This window comes from Clostridium sp. YIM B02506, from assembly GCF_022324845.1.
Lineage (GTDB): Bacteria > Bacillota > Clostridia > Clostridiales > Clostridiaceae > Clostridium_T > Clostridium_T intestinale.
In genome coordinates, this window is record NZ_JAKGTG010000044.1 from 14,485 (window position 1) to 34,053 (window position 19,569).

Here is a 19,569-nt window from a genome sequence, read left to right on the forward strand (position 1 = left end):
AGGGGTAATATGGATAAAAATGATTTGAAAAATAACATCCTTAAATCATTAAAAGATCCAAAGTTAATGAATATTATAGCTATACTTTTGATTGCTGTTTTTGCCTTTGTAGTACTAAGCTTTTTTAATAAAGATGGACAAAAAACTGTAGCAAAAAATACAACGCAAGAAACAGAAACAGTAGCTAAAACAAATGAAATATCTAATTATGAAGAAGCACAAAAAGAGGAACTAAGAAAAATACTAAGGAGCATAAAGGGCGTAGGGGAAGTGCAAGTAATGATGTACTTTGAGAGTAGTGAATCTAAGGTTCCTGCCATAGATACAAATGAACAAGCTAGTGTAACAGAAGAAACAGATGGAAATTCAGGTAAAAGGGTAACTAACCAAAATAACAATGCTAGCAAGGTAGTAATGGCTAGTGGGGATGATCCACTAATATTAAAAACCTTAAAGCCAAAGGTAACAGGTATAGTAGTGGTAGCTGAAGGTGCTGAGGCATCGAAGATTAAATATGATATTACTAAAGCATGTTCTGGGTTATATGATGTATCCTCAGATAAGATAAATGTATACCCCATGAAATAAGGTAAAGAAATATATATCTAAAAAAATGGGTGAGATAAACGTATATCTAAAAAATTATGTGAGATAAACGTATATCTAAAAAAATGGGTGCATATAATTCAATAGAAATAGATGGGAGGAATTAACAATGACAAGAAAACAATTTGGGATTATTTTTACTCTACTTGCATTAATAGTTTGTGTGGGGGTTTTGGCTGCAAGAGTTAATGGTTCTTTACCAGAATCGCCTGGAGATTTAAATCCAACAATAAAGTTAACAGATGATGAGAGTGATGCTAATGCAGATTATTTCTATGATCAAAGAAATCAACAAAATCAGGTAGACGCATCTACTATGGAATCGCTAAAGAAAATAATGAATGATTCTAATTCTACTGCTGCTGCAAAAGAAGATGCATCAAAACAATACAGTACATTAGTTATGAGTCAAAACTATGCATCAAAAATTGAACTAGAGATAAAAGGCAAAGGCTTTGAAGACGCTCTTTGTTTAATTCAAGGTGATGGTAAAAAAGCTACAGTAGTTGTAAAAAGTAAAGAAGAATTGAATCAAAAGCAAGCTAATGAAATACTACAAACAGTAATGAATGTTTCAAAGATAAAGGATGTAAAAATAGAAAGTAAGCAATAACATTGAATTTAAAAAGATATTTTGATATAATTAGCCTATGATAAAGTGCTTTAGAGCAAACAGGAGGTTATTTTAAATGGATGAACTTGTTAGAGATGAAAGTCTTGGAATAATCAAAATATCTGATGAAGTAGTAAGTGTAATTGCTGGTATAGCAGCTTCTGAAATAAGTGGGGTATATGAATTTAATTCGGGTGTTACCTCAACTATATTTCCAATAGGGAAAAAAAGTGCTGGTAAAAGCGTTAAGGTAAATGTTGATGGTAATGATGCAGTTATTGATATATCTATACTTGTAGCATATGGAGTGAGAATTCCAGATGTGGTTAATCAAGTACAAGAAAACGTTAAAAAAACTGTTGAAGTTATGACTGGACTTAAGGTTTCTAGTGTCAATATAAATGTCAACAACATAGTAATTCCTAAGGAAGAAAAGGTTTCTAAAGAAAAATAATTAAAATTTTTACCCTCTGACTTTCAGAGGGTATTTCATTGTGTTAAAATAATATAATATGTTTAATATAAATAAACAAGACAATAATAAGAATAGAAGATAGTGGAGGTACTTATGAATAGAAAAAAATCAAGAAGAGTGGCTATGGAGTTATGTTACAGTATGGAGATATCTAAGGATGAACCTAGCCTTGTACTGGAAAACTTTTTAGAAAACTACGAAGAGGATAAAACAGTATTAGATAAAGAGTACATAATTACAATATTAAATGCGGTGAATGAAAACAAAACTAGCATAGATTCTAAGATTGAAGAGTTTTTAAAGGGATGGAAGTTATCTAGAATATCAAAAGTTAATCTTTCAATATTAAGACTTGCTATAAGTGAAATGTTATATATAGATGATGTTCCTAAAAAAGTTGCTATAAATGAAGCTCTAGATGTTGCAAAAGAGTATTCAGATGAAAAATCAGTAGCATTTATAAATGGTATATTAGACAACATATATAAGGAAGAAAACTAATTTTCAGGGGGAAGTAACATGGGGCAAATAATTGATGGAAAAAAGATCGCGCAAGAAGTTAAAAATGAAATTATGGAGTTTGTATCAGAAAGAAAATCTAAAGGACTAATAGCTCCTGGAATAGCATCTATTCTAGTTGGGAATGATGGTGGTTCCATCTATTATCAAAATGCTCAAGAAAAAGTTGCAAATTCACTTGGAATTAATTTTAATAAGATTTTGTTAGAGGAAAATATTACTGAAGAAGAAATCGTTAATAAGATAAATAAACTAAATACAGATGAAAATATTCAAGGTATAATTATACAACTTCCACTACCAAAACATTTAAATGAAAAATACATAACCTCTTGTATAAGTGTAGATAAAGATGTTGATTGTTTGACTGATGAGTCTATGGGGAGGTTCTATAAAGGTGAAAAATCCTTTATACCATGTACACCTAATAGTGTAATAACTTTATTAAAAAGTTTAGATATAGAATTAAGTGGTAAAAAAGCTGTAGTTATTGGAAGAAGTAATATAGTTGGCAAGCCAGCCTTTCAACTTCTTATAAATGAAAATATGACAGTAACTATGTGCCATTCAAAAACAAAGGACATCAAGAGTATAACAAAAGAAGCAGATATATTAGTTGTAGCTATAGGAAAACCTAAGTTTATAAATAAAGAATATGTAAAAAAAGGTGCTATAATAATAGATGTAGGAACATCTTCATTAAATGGCAAAATAACCGGTGACGTAGACTTCGAAGATGTATTTGAAGTGTGTGATTATATAACACCAGTTCCTGGAGGAGTAGGAGCACTTACCACTACTCTTCTTATAAAAAATGCATGCGAGGCATTGAAATAAATGAAAATGAAGGTTCTAAAAGTAACAGAGGTTAATAGCTACATAAAAAGAATATTTGATAATGACTTTATTTTAAGCAATCTTTCTGTAGAAGGGGAGATTTCAAACTTAAAATATCATAGTTCAGGACATATATATTTTTCTTTAAAGGACGAAAATTCAAAAATAAACTGTGTTATGTTTAAAAGTGATGCTATGAGCGTAGATTTTAAACTGGCAGATGGAATAAAGATAATAGTAAAGTGTAGATTATCAAACTATGTTAAAGATGGAAGCTACCAGCTTTATATTAAGGAAATATCTGAAAGTGGGCTTGGAAGCTTACATATTCAATTTGAAAACCTTAAAAAGAAATTAAATGAAGAAGGATTATTTTCAGAAGATCATAAAAAAGCAATTCCTAAATTTATAAGGACATTAGGTGTAATTACATCTCCAACAGGCGCAGCTATAAAGGATATAATAAATGTTACAAAGAGAAGAAATGATAATGTAGACATAATAATTTATCCAGCTTTAGTTCAAGGAGCAGAAGCCTATAAGACCTTAATTTCAGGAATACAATATTTTAATAAAACTAAAAATGTAGATGCTATTATTATTGGAAGAGGTGGAGGTTCCCTTGAAGAACTTTGGGCATTTAACGATGAAGCCTTAGCAAGGGAGATTTATAAGTCCAAGATACCTGTAATATCAGCTGTAGGACATGAAGTTGATTTTACAATATGTGATTTTGTAGCAGACATTAGAGCTGCTACTCCATCTTCAGCAGCTGAAATAGCTATAGTTACAAAGGAAAGCTTGAGAGAAGAGTTATTTAACATAAAAAGTATGTTAAGTAAAAGCATTAATAAAAAGTTAGACGAAGAAAAAAACAATCTTAATAACATCAAAAGATTTTTGCATATAAATTCTCCACAGAACATTATTATAAATTCTTATAATACAATAGATGGGCTTAAGTGGAGATTAAATAAAACACTAAAAACAAAAATTGATATAGAAAAAGAAATTATTTTTAGATACAATAAATTACTCCAAGCAAATAATCCTATAAGTATATTAGATAAAGGGTTCAGTGTAATTAAAGATTCTAAAGGAAACACTATAAAATCTAAGGAAGATTTAAAAGATGGAGTGTATGAAATAATATTAAAAGATGGTATTGAAAAAAGAAAAATAAATACATTAGATTAGTTAGGGTGAGTTTATGGTTAAAAAAAATGAGACATATGAAAATATGCTTGAAAAATTAAAAGACATAGTAGATAAGTTAGAAAGCAATGAATTGAATATAGATGATTCCATGAAGATGTATGAAGAGGGAACCAAGCTTGTAAATAAGTTATATAAAACCCTTGATACGTTAGAGGGGAAGATAAAGGTTATAAGTGAAGAAGGAGAATTAGAAATAAAGGAGTAGTAAATGGTTATAGATAGTATTAAAGATTATTTTAATCATGAATTAGATAATTATTTTAAAGGTAAAGAGGGATTTAATAAAATAATATATGAAGCTCAAGATTATAGCTTAAGAATAGGTGGAAAAAGAGTTAGACCTACATTATGTTTTTTAACATATTCTTTATATGAGGAAGATTACAAAAAAGTTTTACCTTTAAGCTTAGCACTTGAGATGATACATACCTATTCGTTAATACACGATGATCTTCCAGCCATGGACAATGATGATTTAAGAAGAGGTAAACCTACAAATCACAAAGTTTTTGGTGAGGCAATAGCTATATTAGCAGGAGATTCTTTATTAAATGAAGCATTTAATATATTAATAGACTTTTCTATAAAAAACGGAGAAAAAGCATTATTAGCTACTAAAGAAATAACTAATGCATCAGGCGCTGAAGGAATGATAGGCGGCCAAATAGTTGATATAATAAACGAAGGTAAAGTAATACAAGAAGAAGAATTATTATATATGCACAGTAAAAAAACTGGGGAATTAATTAAAGCTTCAATCCTATCTGGTGCCATATACGGAGGAGCTTCAAATGAAGAATTATCCAAATTAAAAAGATTTGGAGAAAATTTAGGGTTAGCCTTTCAAATCAAAGATGATATACTTGATGTAGTAGGAAATACTAATAAACTTGGGAAAAATGTAAAAAGCGATGAAAACAATAATAAAACTAATTTTATTACTATGTATGGATTGGAATATTGTAATAAGAAGTGTATAGAGCTTACAGATGAATGTTTAGAAATACTAAATTCATTAAATAAGGATGTAGAATCATTAAAAATTCTAACATTAGAACTTTTAAATAGAGAAAATTAATTTGAAGGATGATAATATGGGTAAATTTTTAAATGAAATAAATGAACCTAAGGATGTAAAAGTATTAAATGAATCTCAGTTAGAACTATTGTCTAGTGAAATAAGAGAATTTTTAATAGATAAAGTGTCAAAAACAGGAGGACATTTAGCCTCAAATTTAGGTGTAGTTGAATTGACATTAAGTTTATTTAAAAATTTTGATTTTGAAGAAGATAAGCTTATTTGGGATGTAGGACATCAATCTTATGTACATAAAATTTTAACTGGTAGAAAAGAAAAATTTGATAAGTTAAGAACTTTTGATGGACTTAGTGGTTTTCCTAAAAGAGGAGAAAGTATATATGATTCTTTTGATACAGGACATTCTTCTACTTCAATTTCAGCAGCATTAGGAATGGCAAGAGCTAGAGATGTTTTAGGTAAAAAGAATAAAGTTGTAGCAGTAATTGGAGATGGTGCTCTTACTGGTGGCATGGCATTAGAAGCATTAAATGATGCTGGAGATAATAAAACTGATATAATTGTAATCATTAATGATAATGGTATGAGTATAGATAAAAATGTAGGTGGCTTATCATCGTATTTAAGTAAGCTACGTTTGGAGCCAAGTTATAACAAATTAAAAAATGAGATAAATGATACTCTTAAGAGTTTTGAAATTGGTAAAAACATAGCTGTATCTTTAAGTAAAATCAAAGATAGTGTAAAACAATTGGTTGTACCATCAATGCTTTTTGAAGATATGGGATGGAAGTATCTAGGTCCTATAGATGGACATGATTTGAAAGAATTAAATTCTGTTATATCTAAGGCTAAAGAATTAAATACTCCAGTAATTATACATACAATAACTAAAAAAGGTAAAGGATATGAGTTTGCCGAAAAAAATCCCAATAAATATCATGGTGTTTCTCCTTTTAACTCAACAAATGGGGAAATAAATGGTTCAAATGAAATTACATATTCTAAAGCGTTTTCAAATGCTATGGTAAGGCTTTCAGAAGAGAGAGAAGATATTGTAGCAATAACAGCAGCCATGCCTGATGGTACAGGATTAAAAGAATACTCTAGATTATTTCCAAAGAGATTTTTTGATGTTGGAATAGCTGAGCAACATGCAGTTACATTAGCTGCTGGAATGGCAGCTGAAGGATTAAAGCCGGTTTTTGCCGTATACTCAACTTTTTTACAAAGAGCATATGATCAAGTTTTGCATGATGTTTGCATTCAAAAATTACCTGTAATATTTGCTATTGATAGAGCAGGTTTAGTTGGTGAAGACGGAGAAACACATCAAGGCATATTTGATATATCATATCTATCTCACATCCCTAACATGACCATAATGGCTCCTAAGTGTACTGGTGAGTTATATAATATGTTAAAATGGTCAATAAATCAAAATACACCTATAGCTATTAGGTACCCTAGAGGTGGGGATGAAAGCAATAATTTAAAACCACTAAAGGAAATTGTTTTAGGTAAATGGGAGATAATTGATAATGGAGAAAAAGTAGCTATAATCTCAACAGGTAAAATGGTGACTAATTCATTAAATGCGAAAAGGTTATTATTAGAGGATAATATAAACCCTATGATAATAAATGCAACATTTATTAAGCCTTTAGACTATGAGCTTATAGATTACCTTTTTAAAAATAATTATAAAATAATTACTATTGAAGATAATATTTTAAAGGGCGGTTTAGGTGATTCTGTTCTTTATTATTTAAATAAATGTAACTATAAAAAAAGCATTATTCAACTAGGATATGAAGATGAATTTGTAGAACATGGAGATGTAAAGACTCTATATAAAATTAATAAACTAGACGGAAAAGGAATTAGAGATAAAGTTATAGAAATTATAGATTAATTAAAGGAGTTAACTATGGCGGAAGCTAAAGAAAGATTAGATGTTTTATTGGTAGAACAAGGTTTTTTTGAATCAAGAGAAAAAGCTAAAGCTCAAATAATGTCAGGGAACATATTTGTAGATGGTCAAAGAGTAGATAAGTGTGGAGAAAAAATAAAGATAACTTCATCTATTGAATTTAAAGGGCAAAAAATTCCCTATGTAAGTAGAGGTGGATTTAAACTAGAAAAAGCTATAAAAGAGTTTAAAATTGAATTAGAAGATAAAGTATGTTTAGATATAGGAGCTTCTACAGGTGGATTTACAGACTGTATGCTTCAAAATGGCGCTAATAAGGTATTCTCAATTGATGTTGGGTACGGTCAATTTGCGTGGAAGTTAAGAACTGATCCTAGAGTAGTATGTATGGAGAGAACCAATATAAGATACGTTACTGAAGAACAATTGGGTGAGCAGGCTGATTTTGCATCTATAGATGTTTCATTTATATCAATCAATAAAATAATGCCAGCTGTATTATCATTAATAAAAGAATCAGGGGAAGTTGTATCTCTAATAAAACCACAGTTTGAAGCTGGAAGAGAAAAAGTTGGTAAAAAAGGTGTGGTGAGAGAAAAAAGCACTCATATCGAAGTAATAAATAAAATAGTTGAAAATTTAATAAAAGAAAATATAAATATATTAGATTTAAGTTTTTCTCCAATTAAGGGGCCGGAAGGCAATATGGAATTTTTGATATATTTTACAAAAGATTTAAGTAGAGAAACTAATTTTAAAATGCAAATGATAGATGAAGTAGTTAATAAAGCACATGAAAGTCTATAATAATTTTAAGATTGGAGAATATATGGATAAGATATCAGTATTAATTAATCCGTCAAAAGACAAAGGTGGAGAAATCTTAAGAGTTGTTTTAGGGAAGTTAGAAGATGCATTTTCTGATTGTGAAATATCTGTAGTTTATAATTGCGAAGATATAGCAGAGTCTATAGAAAAAGACATTGATTTATTAATAGTCTTAGGTGGAGATGGAACATTAATTGGAGCCTCTAGAAGATTAAACGGACATATTAATTGTCCTATATTTGGTATAAATATAGGGAATTTAGGATTTTTAACGTCGGCAGATATAGAAGATTTGGATAAGGTGATTTTAGATCTAAAAAAGGGAGATTACTTTATACAAGAAAGAATGATGTTAGAAGGAACTGTAATAAATGAAGGTGTTAAAAAGAAAAATGTTGCATTAAATGATTTTGTAATAGCTAGAGGAACCTTATCACGTATGAGTAAGTTTACTATATATGTTGATGATAAGGAATTTACATCTATTAAAGGCGATGGAATAATAATATCCTCACCTACTGGCTCCTCAGCATACTCTTTTTCAGCTGGAGGTCCTTTAATTTATCCAACTTTAGATGTTATTCTCTTAACGCCTATTTGTCCTCACACTAAAAATATGCAGACAATGGTTTTAGAAGGTAAATCAAATATAAAAATAATAAGTGAAAGTTATGAGGAAGAGGTATACTTATCTATAGATGGTCAAAAAGCAGTAAAATTAGATAAAAAAGATGTAGTAGAAATAAGTAAAGCACAAAATAGCTGCAAAATTTTATTACTTAATGACTATAATTACTTTAAAGTAATTAGGACAAAACTTTTTAACTCTAATATTGATTGTGAAGGTGATTATGATGAAATCTAAAAGACATGATGAGATATTACAAATAATTAAGGATAAAGATATTGAAACTCAGGAAGAGCTTGCAGAAGAATTAAAAAGCTCTGGATTTGATGTTACGCAAGCAACAGTATCTAGAGATATAAAATTATTAAAGCTTATAAAGGCTCAAGGAAAGTCGGGTAAATATAAGTACACTCTTCCAGCAGCAGATAAATATAATATTTCCGATAAACTAACATCAATACTAAAAAATTCAATATTACATGTTGAGAATGTAGATAAATTTGTAGTTGTAAAAACTATTTCTGGATCTGCAGCAGCTGCAGCTGAGGCTTTAGATACTTTGGACTTAGATGATATAGCTGGAACTATAGCAGGAGACAATACTTTTTTTATATTGGTTAGAAGAATAGAAAAAGCAGAAGAAATTGTAAGTAAACTTAGGAAGATGATAAATGAATAGAGTGTATAAGGTGGGTTAAAATGTTATTACAATTAAATATAAAAAATTTCGCATTAATAGAAGAGATGACTGTGGATTTTTATGAAGGATTCAACATCTTATCTGGAGAAACTGGTGCTGGAAAATCTATTTTAATTGAAGCAATTAACTATGTTTTAGGTGGGAAAGTTGGAAGAGATATAATAAGAACCGGAACTTTTAAAGCCTATGTTGAGGCTGTATTTTCGGTTAATAGTAAAAATATAAATGACATATTGAGAAATTTAGATATAGATGTTGAGGATGTTATTATAATCTCTAGAGAAACTTTTTTAAATGGTAGAAGTAATATAAAAATAAATGGGAAAAGTATTACTATTACTATTTTAAGAAAAATTACTGAAAGACTTGTAGATATACATGGTCAACATGAAAATCAAAATTTATTAGATAAAAGTAAACATATAAATTATTTAGATAGTTTTGGAGAAAAAAATTTAAGAGATTTATTAGAAGAATATAGATTGGTAAGAGAAAATCTATTATCTGTACGAAATAAAATTAAGGAACTAAATGGTTCAGAAGATAAAGAAAAGTTTGTAGATTATCTTAAATTTCAAATAAAAGATATAGAAGATGGGAACTTAAAGCTAGGAGAAGAAGAACAGCTTAGAGAAAGATTTGAATTATTATCTAATTCAGAAAAGATACTTAGCGCTTTAAATAAATCTTATGTTTTATTAAAAGATTCTAATACTGAAGGAACTATAATAGACAATCTTTCTAATGTTGTTGCATACCTAGAATCAATTGAGAATACTGTTTCAGAGATTAAAGAATTAAATAGTAGTCTAAATGAAACCTTTTATATCTTAGAAGAGGCTGCTAGAGAAATAAATAGACTATTAAATTCAATTAATTATGATGAATTTGAATTAGCTGAAATAAACGAAAGATTATATAAAATTTCTAACTATAAAAAGAAGTATTCATCTAATAATCAGAGTGTAGAAGAAGTTTTGGAGTATTATGAGAAGATTAAGTCTCAGTATGATGAAATAATTAATTCAGAAGAAATTATAAATAAGTTAAAAAATGAGGAAGACAAGATAATTATCTCTCTTAATAATATTTGTAGAAAAATTAGAGAAGAAAGAATAAAAGTAAGTACATATCTTCAAGATAAGATAATGAATGAATTAAGATATTTAGGATTAGAGAAGTGTACTTTTAAAATTTCTATAGATGAAGACTCAGATTTTAATAACAATGGAAAAGATAAGATTTTATTTGTAGTATCTACGAATATAGGAGAACCTTTAAGAGCTTTGGATAATATAGTTTCTGGAGGAGAATTATCAAGAATAATGTTAGCTTTAAAAACAGTATTTGTAGATAAAGATAATATAGAAACTGTTATATTCGATGAAATTGATACAGGAATAAGTGGAAGAGTAGCTCAATCTGTTGGAGAAAAAATCTTTGAAATATCAACTAAACATCAAGTTATATGTATAACTCATTTACCACAAATCGCATGCTTATCAGACACTCATTATTTTGTTTCTAAAGAAGAAAGAGATGGTAAAACTCTTTCTAAAATAAAAATATTAAGCGAAGAGGAAAAAGCAAAAGAAATTGCATTAATGGTAGGTGGAGCTAGGATAACAGATGTTACATTAGAAAATTCTAAAGAAATGATAAAATTAGCAAACGTAATTAAAGAAAATATAAAAATATTAGAGAATAAAAATAGAAAAAATAGCCAAAATAAAATCGATAAGTAAAATCGGTTTTATTTTTTTGTTTTAAAGAAAAATAAAGGTATATTATTAAAATTATTGTCTATAATAACAAAGTTATTACAGGATATTGTAAAGTATACACGGGCAATTTAAAGATAGAGGCGAAAGGAGGAGAAAAAATGAAAAATAGAAAAATAAAAATTACTGCTTTAATTTTAACTCCCCTAATACTTCTATTTTTATTAGGAGTAACTGTACCAAATAAAACTCCAAAGTATATATATACATCTACAGGAGAAATAGGTGATTATAAATTAACCAGTTCACCTATATACTCTAAGAAAGTTGAATCAAACAAGTTAAATATAAATCTGTTTGGTTTGATTACAGTAAAAAGTGTAGATATTAAAAATGTTAAAGATTTGGAGGTATATCCTGGAGGAACGCCAGTTGGCATAAAATTATCATCTAAAGGAGTTTTGGTAGTAGGATATTCAGACATACAGATAGAAGATAAAAAGATTTCATCTCCAGCAAAAGAAATAGGTATAGAAATAGGTGATTTAATACTAAAAATCAATGATGAGGATGTTGAAGATTCTCAGGATTTAGTTAGAAAAGTAAGTAGTAGTAAAACTGATGAAATTAAGATTGAAGTATCGAAAAATGGTAAAAGTGAAATTAAAACACTTAATAGAATCAAAGCTACTACAGACGGTAAATACAAGATAGGATTATGGGTGAGAGACTCTACAGCAGGAGTAGGAACATTAACTTTTTCGCATAAAGAAACAGGATATTATGGAGCGTTAGGGCATGCTATAATTGATGGAGATACTAATTCATTAATTACAGTAAAAAAAGGGGACTTAGTAAAGTCTTCAATAATAAATGTTAGAAAAAGTGAAAAAGGATCTCCAGGAGAACTAAGAGGAATTTTCTTAGACGAAGAATCTCCATTAGGCTTAATATCACAAAACACATATTGTGGTATTTTTGGGAAACTAAATGAGAATTATCAACCAAGAAGTAATCCCATGAAAGTTGGTTTTAGGGATGAAATAAAAGAAGGAAAAGCACAAATATTAACTACTGTTGATGAAAATGGACCACAATATTATGACATTAAAATAACCAAATTACTTGCGCAGGATGAAGCTGGACCTAAAAGTATGGTTATCGAAGTAACAGACCCAAAACTATTAGATAAAACAGGTGGTATAGTTCAAGGTATGAGTGGTTCACCAATAATACAAAATGGAAAAATAGTAGGTGCAGTAACGCATGTTTTGATAAATAACCCTAAGGTTGGATACGGTATATATATAGAGTGGATGTTAAAAGATGCGCAGATCATTAAATAATTCAAAAACCTCTCAATTATTTGAGAGGTTTTTGTAATATTTTTATAAAAAATATTAAAATTTTACTCTTATGTGTTATAATCTATTTATAAATAAAAGAGACAAAAGATTTTTTTTATTTTTTATACCAAATTAGAAGGAATTGGTGTGGATTTGTCGAATAGAAATAATGTAAAATTATGGTACAAAGTGAAGGGGAGAAGATTATGCAAAATTCAAAAATATCAGTTTTAATAGCAGATGACAACAAAGAATTCTGTAACATTCTTAATGATTATCTTTTAAATCAAAGGGATATAATAGTTACGGGTATAGCGAAAGATGGAATTGAAGCATTAAAATTGATTGAAGAAAAACAGCCCGATTTAGTTGTTTTAGATATAATAATGCCTCATTTAGATGGTCTTGGAGTTTTAGAAAGATTAGGTTCTATGAATCTTGATCCTATGCCAAGAATTATAGTATTAAGTGCAGTAGGACAAGATAAAATTACTCAAAGAGCTATAAGTTTAGGTGCAGATTATTATGTAGTAAAACCATTTGACATGGATGTATTTACTAAGAGAATAAGACAAATGTTCAATAATACTATTTCTGCAGAAGGAGTAAAAAAATCAATTCCGTTAATTGAAACACCAGAAATTAAGGTAGAAAATAAAAGAGAACCTATTGATTTAGAAACTGAAATAACTAATATCATACACGAAATAGGAGTTCCAGCACATATTAAAGGCTATATGTATTTAAGAGAAGCTATAACAATGGTTGTTAATGATATGGAACTATTATCAGCTGTAACTAAAGAATTATATCCATCTATAGCTAAGAAGTTCAATACAACTGCATCAAGAGTTGAAAGAGCAATTAGACATGCTATAGAAGTAGCTTGGGGAAGAGGTCAAGTAGAAGCAATCAATAAGTTATTTGGGTATACTATACACAATGATAAAGGCAAGCCAACAAACTCTGAATTTATAGCAATGGTAGCTGATAAATTAAGGCTTAAAAATAAAGTCAGTTGAAAGAGATAATAGAGCAAAAGTCCAGAAGTTTATGACGATAAACTCTATAAAAATCAATTTAAATTTGGCGAAGCATAGTATAAACATGAATTTGAATTAATAAACAAACACCTTTTGTACATCGGTTTAAGTACTGATATAAAGAAGGTGTTTTTTTATTACTAAATTATAAAAAGCTAAGCTAACGATTGATTCAATAAAGGACTTTCTGAATTACTATAGTTATAAAACTTTATCAAAAAACTATTAAGTTATACAAGAAATAAAGTTATTTATGAAATAAGCAGAAGAAGAAATTAACAGTATATGTGTTGATTCTTTTTACTATGATTAAAACCTCTATAAATACTAAAGATTTTACTCGATTAGCAAATTTGTATTTGATAATATGGTAATATATACTTAATGAGGAAAAAGAGGATGTTGTAAAAAATTGTTTATGTATAGTATTATAAAAGGTTGATAGGGAGATTTAGTCTTATGGATATAAAGTTAACTGCTTTTCCAGCAGAAAATGGTGAAAGTATTTTAGTAGAGATATATGGAAGTGAAAAAGTGAATATCTTGATAGATTTGGGTTATTCAGCTACGTATAAAAAATATATAAAAAGAAAATTAAGTATGTTGTCACAAGGTGGCCAAAAAATAGATTTATTAATAATAACACATTTTGATAGAGACCATGTAGAAGGTGGAATAGAATTTTTCAATGACTTATTGAAAGATAAATTTATAGACATCGGAGAGATATGGATTAATGATTTTCTTGCTTTATCGTCTCAAAAATTTGATTTGAAGAATATTAATTCAACACAAGAATTAATATACGATTTTTCAAATTTTTTAGTGAAAGAATATCGTAATAATAGTGAGGAAAATAAACAGACTATTTCAGTAGGTGAATCTATAACACTTACTAAGCTAATTAATAAATTAGGATTTGATGAGATAGTTAATAAAAGTTTAAAAAATAAAATTGTTTGCTTTGATGAGGAAAATGACGATAAATCTATTTATCTTAATAATGAGGTTAAACTAAAAATTTTATCACCAAAAAATCATACTCTAAAATTACTTTTATTTAATTTTCTTAAGTGGTTCGAAAAGGATAGAAACATATATTCATCTGTAGATAAAAAAGAGCTCTTTGAATTATTCATATCGAATCTAGATGATAATATAAAAGATTTTGCTAATGAAGTATTATTAAAAGTGAAAACAAGTAGTGCGTCTGAGCATAACGATATAATTGAATCAATATTAAAGAACAAAGATGTTTTTAAAGATGGTAGATTAATAAATAATAGTTCAATTGCTTTTTTATTATCATTCAATGGGATAAATATCATGTTCCCAGGTGATTTGGATTGTAAAAATATTATAGATATAGTAAAGGATGAGAGATTAGATTTATTAAAAGTACCTCATCATGGAAGTAGAAACAACATAAATATAGATTTTATAAATTCTGTTCATTGTAACAATTATCTTATATGCACAGATGGAAGTGGAAGTAGCAAACACCCAGATTTAGAAACTCTAGTTTATATTGCCCAAAAAGGTGAGAGTAATGTGTATGTTAATTATCCGATTAGTGAGTTTATTATAGATTATGATGTTATTGATTTGCTTAAGAAAAAGTACAATATAAATTTAGCCACAGCTAGTGGTGATGAAAATACATGTTTCGAACTAATCCTGAAAAAAGGAGAAATGATATTATGTCAAGAAGTAAACTTTTAGATTTTATTTTAAAAATAAAAGTAGCAACTCATGATGAAAGTGAAAATAATATTATTGGAACGGCATTTATAATGGATAATATGTATGCGATAACAGCAGCGCATGTTGTCAATAAATATAAAGAAGAAAAACTAATTTTGGAAACACATGATAGAAAGCATATAATATCAGAATGTATGATAGATTGCAGTGTGTTTATTGAGGAGAAGGGTATAGATATTGCAATAATAAAATATAATTACGATAATAATGTCTTTACAGAAACTTATCCTTTGTGTAGTGATGAAGTGAATTTAAATGAGGAATATGAAACGTATGGTTTTCCTAAACTTAATAAGTATAATGAATTTTATATTTCAGGAGAGGTTATATCTCCAGAAGGAAGGCTTTGTATAAAAGATTCTTCTGGAGAACATAAATCAATATCACTATATAAAGGAGTATCAGGTGCACCGTTAATAATTGGCAATAGTATAAAGGGTATTATTTCAGATGAATTATTAACAAGTAAAATACATAAGCCAGAATTGTTGGCGTGCCAATTTCATAACGTTATGGAATATCTAAATTCATCCGAGCTATCAGAAGATGAGGCGAAAATTTATAGATTGCTAGAATGTAATTGCAAGAGGAATATAAGTAACATAGATAGGTTAGACCCTTTCTATAAAATGTATGATGAAGAATATGCAAATATAAAAGATAAGAAAAATTTAGGTGAAAAAATATTAAATAAGTGTCCTGATTTTCCTAAATCAATAATACGCAGTTGGAATAGAAAATGTGTACAGGCACGTATTGACTTGGAAAGAACTAATAGTGAGCAAAAGAAGGCTGTATTAATGGTAGTATTTTCTTCATGTATTGAATATATAGAAGAGGAATTAATCAGCTTAGATATATCAAATACTAATCAATTGAAAGAATGTATTAATGAATTAAAATCTAAGACAATTAGAACGGTAAAGGAAAGGCAAAAAGATTTTGATTATGGAATTAATAATATAATTACTTTTGAGAATACCATATTTAATCTAATAGATTCATGTTTTTTATCTTTTGATGATTATTTAGAGGAGGAAAAAAATGTATTGGAGTAAGGATGTAAAAAATCTTTTGTTTGATTTTAGGTCTGATATAAATTATGTTATCTGGGTAATTTTGAGTATACTAAAGGTCTTTAATTGTAATAATAAAAAAAATTCATTTAAGGATTATCAAAAGATTAGTTTTGTAATACAGCTAATGCATGATAGTGAGAATATGGATAGTTTTATTAGACTTATAAATGGACAACAATTAAATGTATATGAGGCACATAAATTGAGTTCATGTTATTTCAGTAGCAAAATAGAAGAGAGGACTATTAATTCAGCGTTAATTATATTAGATAAAAAAAAGATAATCAACTTTCACCCAACAAAAGAAAGGGTAAACGTATATTGCGATAGAATACAAGATTATAATATTATGAATGGTTACAAAGATGTTTTGGAAGTTTTACTGAGCTCTAAAAGAGAATTATACTATATAAAATATAATGAGATATTAAAAAAAATAAACAATTTTAAAGTGGAGGACATAAATGCATAGTATTATTATTGAATCGATAGAATATAACGGAGAAAAATATTATTATAAAAATGATAGGTTTAAGAAGGGGATTAATGTTGTTTTAGGTGAAAATAAACATGGAAAGACCACTTTTACATATCTAATAATGTATGCGCTGGGAATTAATGTTTTTTCATTTACACAGAAGGATAATAATATTATTGAAGAAGTATTTAATGATAAAAGTAATTACGTAACTATGAAAATAAGTATAAATAATAATAGTTATGTTTTAAAAAGAAGAATAAAAGAGACTATTATTAGTGTAATAAAAAAAGATAATATAATAGTTCTTCCGATAAATCGGAATAGTGGGTTATTTGAAAAAGACAATCAAACGTTTTCTGACTGGTTATTAAAAACTTTAGACGTTAATTTAATTAAAGTTGAGAATATATTTTCATCTGAACATTATTTAAATTTTGATGATTTATTTAGATATAGTTATTATGACCAACAGACATCAAAAGAGCAAATGATTAGTGATTTTGGATTAGGAAAAAATATACTAAAAAAATCATCTCAAATGAAGAAGTTTATTTTTGAAACGCTATTGTCGTATTCAAATAACAAATATTACTATAAGTTAAAATTAGTAAAGCAACTAGAAAGCAGAATTAAAGAACTTAAAAATGAAAGAAAGTTTAAGGAGGATTTATATAGAGAGGTAGTTGATTATTCAAAAATAAATCTAAGTGAATATAAATATGAAAATATTATAAGTGAGCTTACTAGTTTAAAAAAGAGAAAAGAAGACTTGATAGGGGCAACTAAAGAAAGTTCTAAGACGGAAAAATACTTAAAAGATTTGAATAGTGAATTAGATATTATAGAAACAGGTATATTAGAAAAGAGATCGGAAGAAAAAGAGCTGTTATCAGAATTTAGAAATGCTAAACGTCTTTATAAATTGGAAAGAAAAGAGATTGAGACGTTAGAAGAACTAGTCACACTTCCAATAATGTACGAAAATGATATGGAGATATGTCCTATATGTGGAAAAGAAACTAAAAAGATAAAAGGAAAATGCATATGTGGTAATGATTTGGATTCTGGTATATACCATTTCATGTATTCTAATAAAGACTATAGTGATATACTAAAATCTAAAGTATCGATAAATAAGACCACTTTAAATGTAATAGAAACCCTAAGAGATGATTTAAATAGTATCAGAGAATATATAAGTAAGCTAGAAAATAAAAAGTCTGCAATAAGAAAAGAAATAAGAGATATTACAGTGGAGTGTTTAAGTATAGATGTCGAAAAGGAAGTATTAAGTATAAATAGGAAAATAGTAGAACTAAATGATATTTGCATGAAGATAAAAACATTAGCAGAACATAAAGTCATATTAAACAATATAGATAACCAAATTAACGAAATGGAAGAAAATTTAAATAATAATAGAGATGAGTTGAGTTTATTAGAGTTTGAAAAATATAATACTTTGCAAAGTCACATAGATAAATTTGAGTCAATGTTTAATTTATATTTAGAAGAATATTATAAGTCACTTAATGAGGAATATGATTATAAAATTATATTAAATAAAGAATATTTACCTATATCTAGCAAGCATGTGCCACATAGTGGGTTAACAGAAATAAAAATTTTCTTTTATCTTACTATGTTAAAATATAGTCTGGAAAATAAAGAGTTGATTTATCCTAAAATACTAATAATTGATACTATAAAAGACCATGGGATAGATAATAAAAGAATTGAAAAAATACTTGAAAAGGTATTTGAATTTGAAAACAATGATTGTCAGATAATTATGACATGTGGGTATGAAGAATTTGAAGGGATTAAAGATAAATATAATCAAGCAGTGATTGAGAGTATAAATGATTCAAAATTACTAATAAAAAAATAGATTATAGATAATTAAATCATAGAGTTTCAAACTTTTATAAATGAAAGGCTAAAGTATAAGATAGTTCTATCCTTTTGAATTGAAAAATAAATTATTATTTGATTACAGTAGGCTAATTAATGATGATAACTAGTAAAATATATAAGAAGTTAAAGTTATTAAAAAAAGCATTAATTGATAATAATTAGTATAAGTAACATATGGATAGGCAAAGCATTTGATTTGTGTGTATGTGTAATAACGAAAAGGTAGCAAGAATAGACGTATAAAAAGTCAGTCATATCAACGGCCGAAATTGAACTTTTACGCTTTTAGTTTGAGGGATGTGTATTAAATTATTTACCTGTATCAGTAGCGATTATTATCTATTGTTAGAAGTTGTCATACGGTAGATATATAAGGTGCGTCTAATGAAAGAATAAACTTACCTAACAAGAATATGAAAAGCCTATTGAAAATTTATTAAAAGTAGTATATTACTATGGTTATAAATATATCATGTTCAAAGACGATAAACACTAGGCTAAAAGCATTTTAAGTTTAGTGAAAAAATCAATAAATATTTTAATATAATAAAGCCAATAAATACATGAGTATAGATTTCACTAATCTATACTCTTTTTTTGTCGGATGAATATAATCAAGTGTTTTATATACCACTAGTATTAAAATACTAAAAGAATAAGTTTAAAGCAAATTAACGTATTTAATACTCTTTAATTATATAGAAAATGAAACTTAAACTTATTGTTTTGTAATACATAGTAACTTATAATTTGTAGATTGTCAACTACTTTTGACCCACTTTTGCAAATAAAATTGACCCATCAATATTTAATTTATAACGC

19 protein-coding genes are annotated in these 19,569 nt (G+C 27.6%); all 19 read left to right on the forward strand.

The window, feature by feature from the left end; translation table 11 throughout:
* Positions 1–9: 9 nt before the first annotated feature.
* Complete coding sequence (spoIIIAG, locus tag L1S49_RS21555; RefSeq protein WP_021801449.1) at positions 10–588, forward strand: stage III sporulation protein AG; 579 nt, start codon at positions 10–12, stop codon at positions 586–588.
* A gap of 127 nt (positions 589–715) precedes the next feature.
* The gene (locus L1S49_RS21560) at positions 716–1,219 is read left to right on the forward strand and encodes a SpoIIIAH-like family protein (protein WP_073019728.1); all 504 of its coding nucleotides are present in this window, start codon (positions 716–718) and stop codon (positions 1,217–1,219) included.
* Between the two features lie 76 nt (positions 1,220–1,295).
* Entirely contained in the window at positions 1,296–1,673 is a 378-nt protein-coding gene (locus tag L1S49_RS21565) for an Asp23/Gls24 family envelope stress response protein (protein WP_021801451.1), read from the forward strand.
* A 114-nt stretch (positions 1,674–1,787) separates the two neighbouring features.
* Entirely contained in the window at positions 1,788–2,195 is a 408-nt protein-coding gene (gene nusB / locus L1S49_RS21570) for a transcription antitermination factor NusB (protein ID WP_073019726.1), read from the forward strand.
* A gap of 18 nt (positions 2,196–2,213) precedes the next feature.
* Complete coding sequence (locus L1S49_RS21575; RefSeq protein WP_238907369.1) at positions 2,214–3,050, forward strand: tetrahydrofolate dehydrogenase/cyclohydrolase catalytic domain-containing protein; 837 nt, start codon at positions 2,214–2,216, stop codon at positions 3,048–3,050.
* 6 nt (positions 3,051–3,056) lie between these two features.
* Positions 3,057–4,247: an exodeoxyribonuclease VII large subunit gene (gene xseA, locus L1S49_RS21580; protein WP_343074183.1), complete on the forward strand. Its 1,191-nt coding sequence runs from the start codon at positions 3,057–3,059 to the stop codon at positions 4,245–4,247.
* Between the two features lie 13 nt (positions 4,248–4,260).
* On the forward strand, positions 4,261–4,473 hold the full coding sequence (gene xseB / locus L1S49_RS21585) for an exodeoxyribonuclease VII small subunit (RefSeq protein WP_073019719.1): 213 nt from the start codon (positions 4,261–4,263) through the stop codon (positions 4,471–4,473).
* Between the two features lie 3 nt (positions 4,474–4,476).
* Entirely contained in the window at positions 4,477–5,346 is an 870-nt protein-coding gene (locus tag L1S49_RS21590) for a polyprenyl synthetase family protein (protein WP_238907371.1), read from the forward strand.
* Positions 5,347–5,362: 16 nt separating this feature from the next.
* A complete protein-coding gene (gene dxs, locus L1S49_RS21595; RefSeq protein WP_238907372.1) occupies positions 5,363–7,222 on the forward strand; it encodes a 1-deoxy-D-xylulose-5-phosphate synthase in 1,860 nt (619 codons plus the stop codon).
* 15 nt (positions 7,223–7,237) lie between these two features.
* Entirely contained in the window at positions 7,238–8,047 is an 810-nt protein-coding gene (locus tag L1S49_RS21600; protein ID WP_073019712.1) for a TlyA family RNA methyltransferase, read from the forward strand.
* A gap of 22 nt (positions 8,048–8,069) precedes the next feature.
* Positions 8,070–8,933 carry an NAD(+)/NADH kinase gene (locus L1S49_RS21605; RefSeq protein ID WP_238907373.1) on the forward strand — a complete coding sequence of 288 codons (864 nt, stop codon included), beginning with the start codon at positions 8,070–8,072 and terminating at the stop codon, positions 8,931–8,933.
* Positions 8,923–9,375 (forward strand): arginine repressor, encoded by a 453-nt coding sequence (locus L1S49_RS21610; protein WP_021801460.1) that lies wholly within the window; start codon positions 8,923–8,925, stop codon positions 9,373–9,375. Before L1S49_RS21605 ends, L1S49_RS21610 begins: the two co-directional genes overlap by 11 nt.
* Before the next feature lie 20 nt (positions 9,376–9,395).
* The gene (recN, locus tag L1S49_RS21615) at positions 9,396–11,141 is read left to right on the forward strand and encodes a DNA repair protein RecN (RefSeq protein WP_238907374.1); all 1,746 of its coding nucleotides are present in this window, start codon (positions 9,396–9,398) and stop codon (positions 11,139–11,141) included.
* Positions 11,142–11,278: 137 nt separating this feature from the next.
* A complete protein-coding gene (gene spoIVB / locus L1S49_RS21620; RefSeq protein WP_238907375.1) occupies positions 11,279–12,463 on the forward strand; it encodes a SpoIVB peptidase in 1,185 nt (394 codons plus the stop codon).
* A gap of 206 nt (positions 12,464–12,669) precedes the next feature.
* Complete coding sequence (gene spo0A, locus L1S49_RS21625) at positions 12,670–13,485, forward strand: sporulation transcription factor Spo0A (protein ID WP_021801463.1); 816 nt, start codon at positions 12,670–12,672, stop codon at positions 13,483–13,485.
* Between the two features lie 480 nt (positions 13,486–13,965).
* On the forward strand, positions 13,966–15,228 hold the full coding sequence (locus L1S49_RS21630; protein WP_238907376.1) for an MBL fold metallo-hydrolase: 1,263 nt from the start codon (positions 13,966–13,968) through the stop codon (positions 15,226–15,228).
* Positions 15,207–16,328: a hypothetical protein gene (locus L1S49_RS21635; RefSeq protein WP_238907377.1), complete on the forward strand. Its 1,122-nt coding sequence runs from the start codon at positions 15,207–15,209 to the stop codon at positions 16,326–16,328. Before L1S49_RS21630 ends, L1S49_RS21635 begins: the two co-directional genes overlap by 22 nt.
* Positions 16,315–16,821, forward strand: coding sequence for a hypothetical protein (locus tag L1S49_RS21640; RefSeq protein ID WP_238907378.1), 507 nt, complete (start codon positions 16,315–16,317; stop codon positions 16,819–16,821). Before L1S49_RS21635 ends, L1S49_RS21640 begins: the two co-directional genes overlap by 14 nt.
* The gene (locus tag L1S49_RS21645; RefSeq protein ID WP_238907379.1) at positions 16,814–18,721 is read left to right on the forward strand and encodes a hypothetical protein; all 1,908 of its coding nucleotides are present in this window, start codon (positions 16,814–16,816) and stop codon (positions 18,719–18,721) included. Before L1S49_RS21640 ends, L1S49_RS21645 begins: the two co-directional genes overlap by 8 nt.
* The last annotated feature ends 848 nt before the right edge of the window (positions 18,722–19,569 follow it).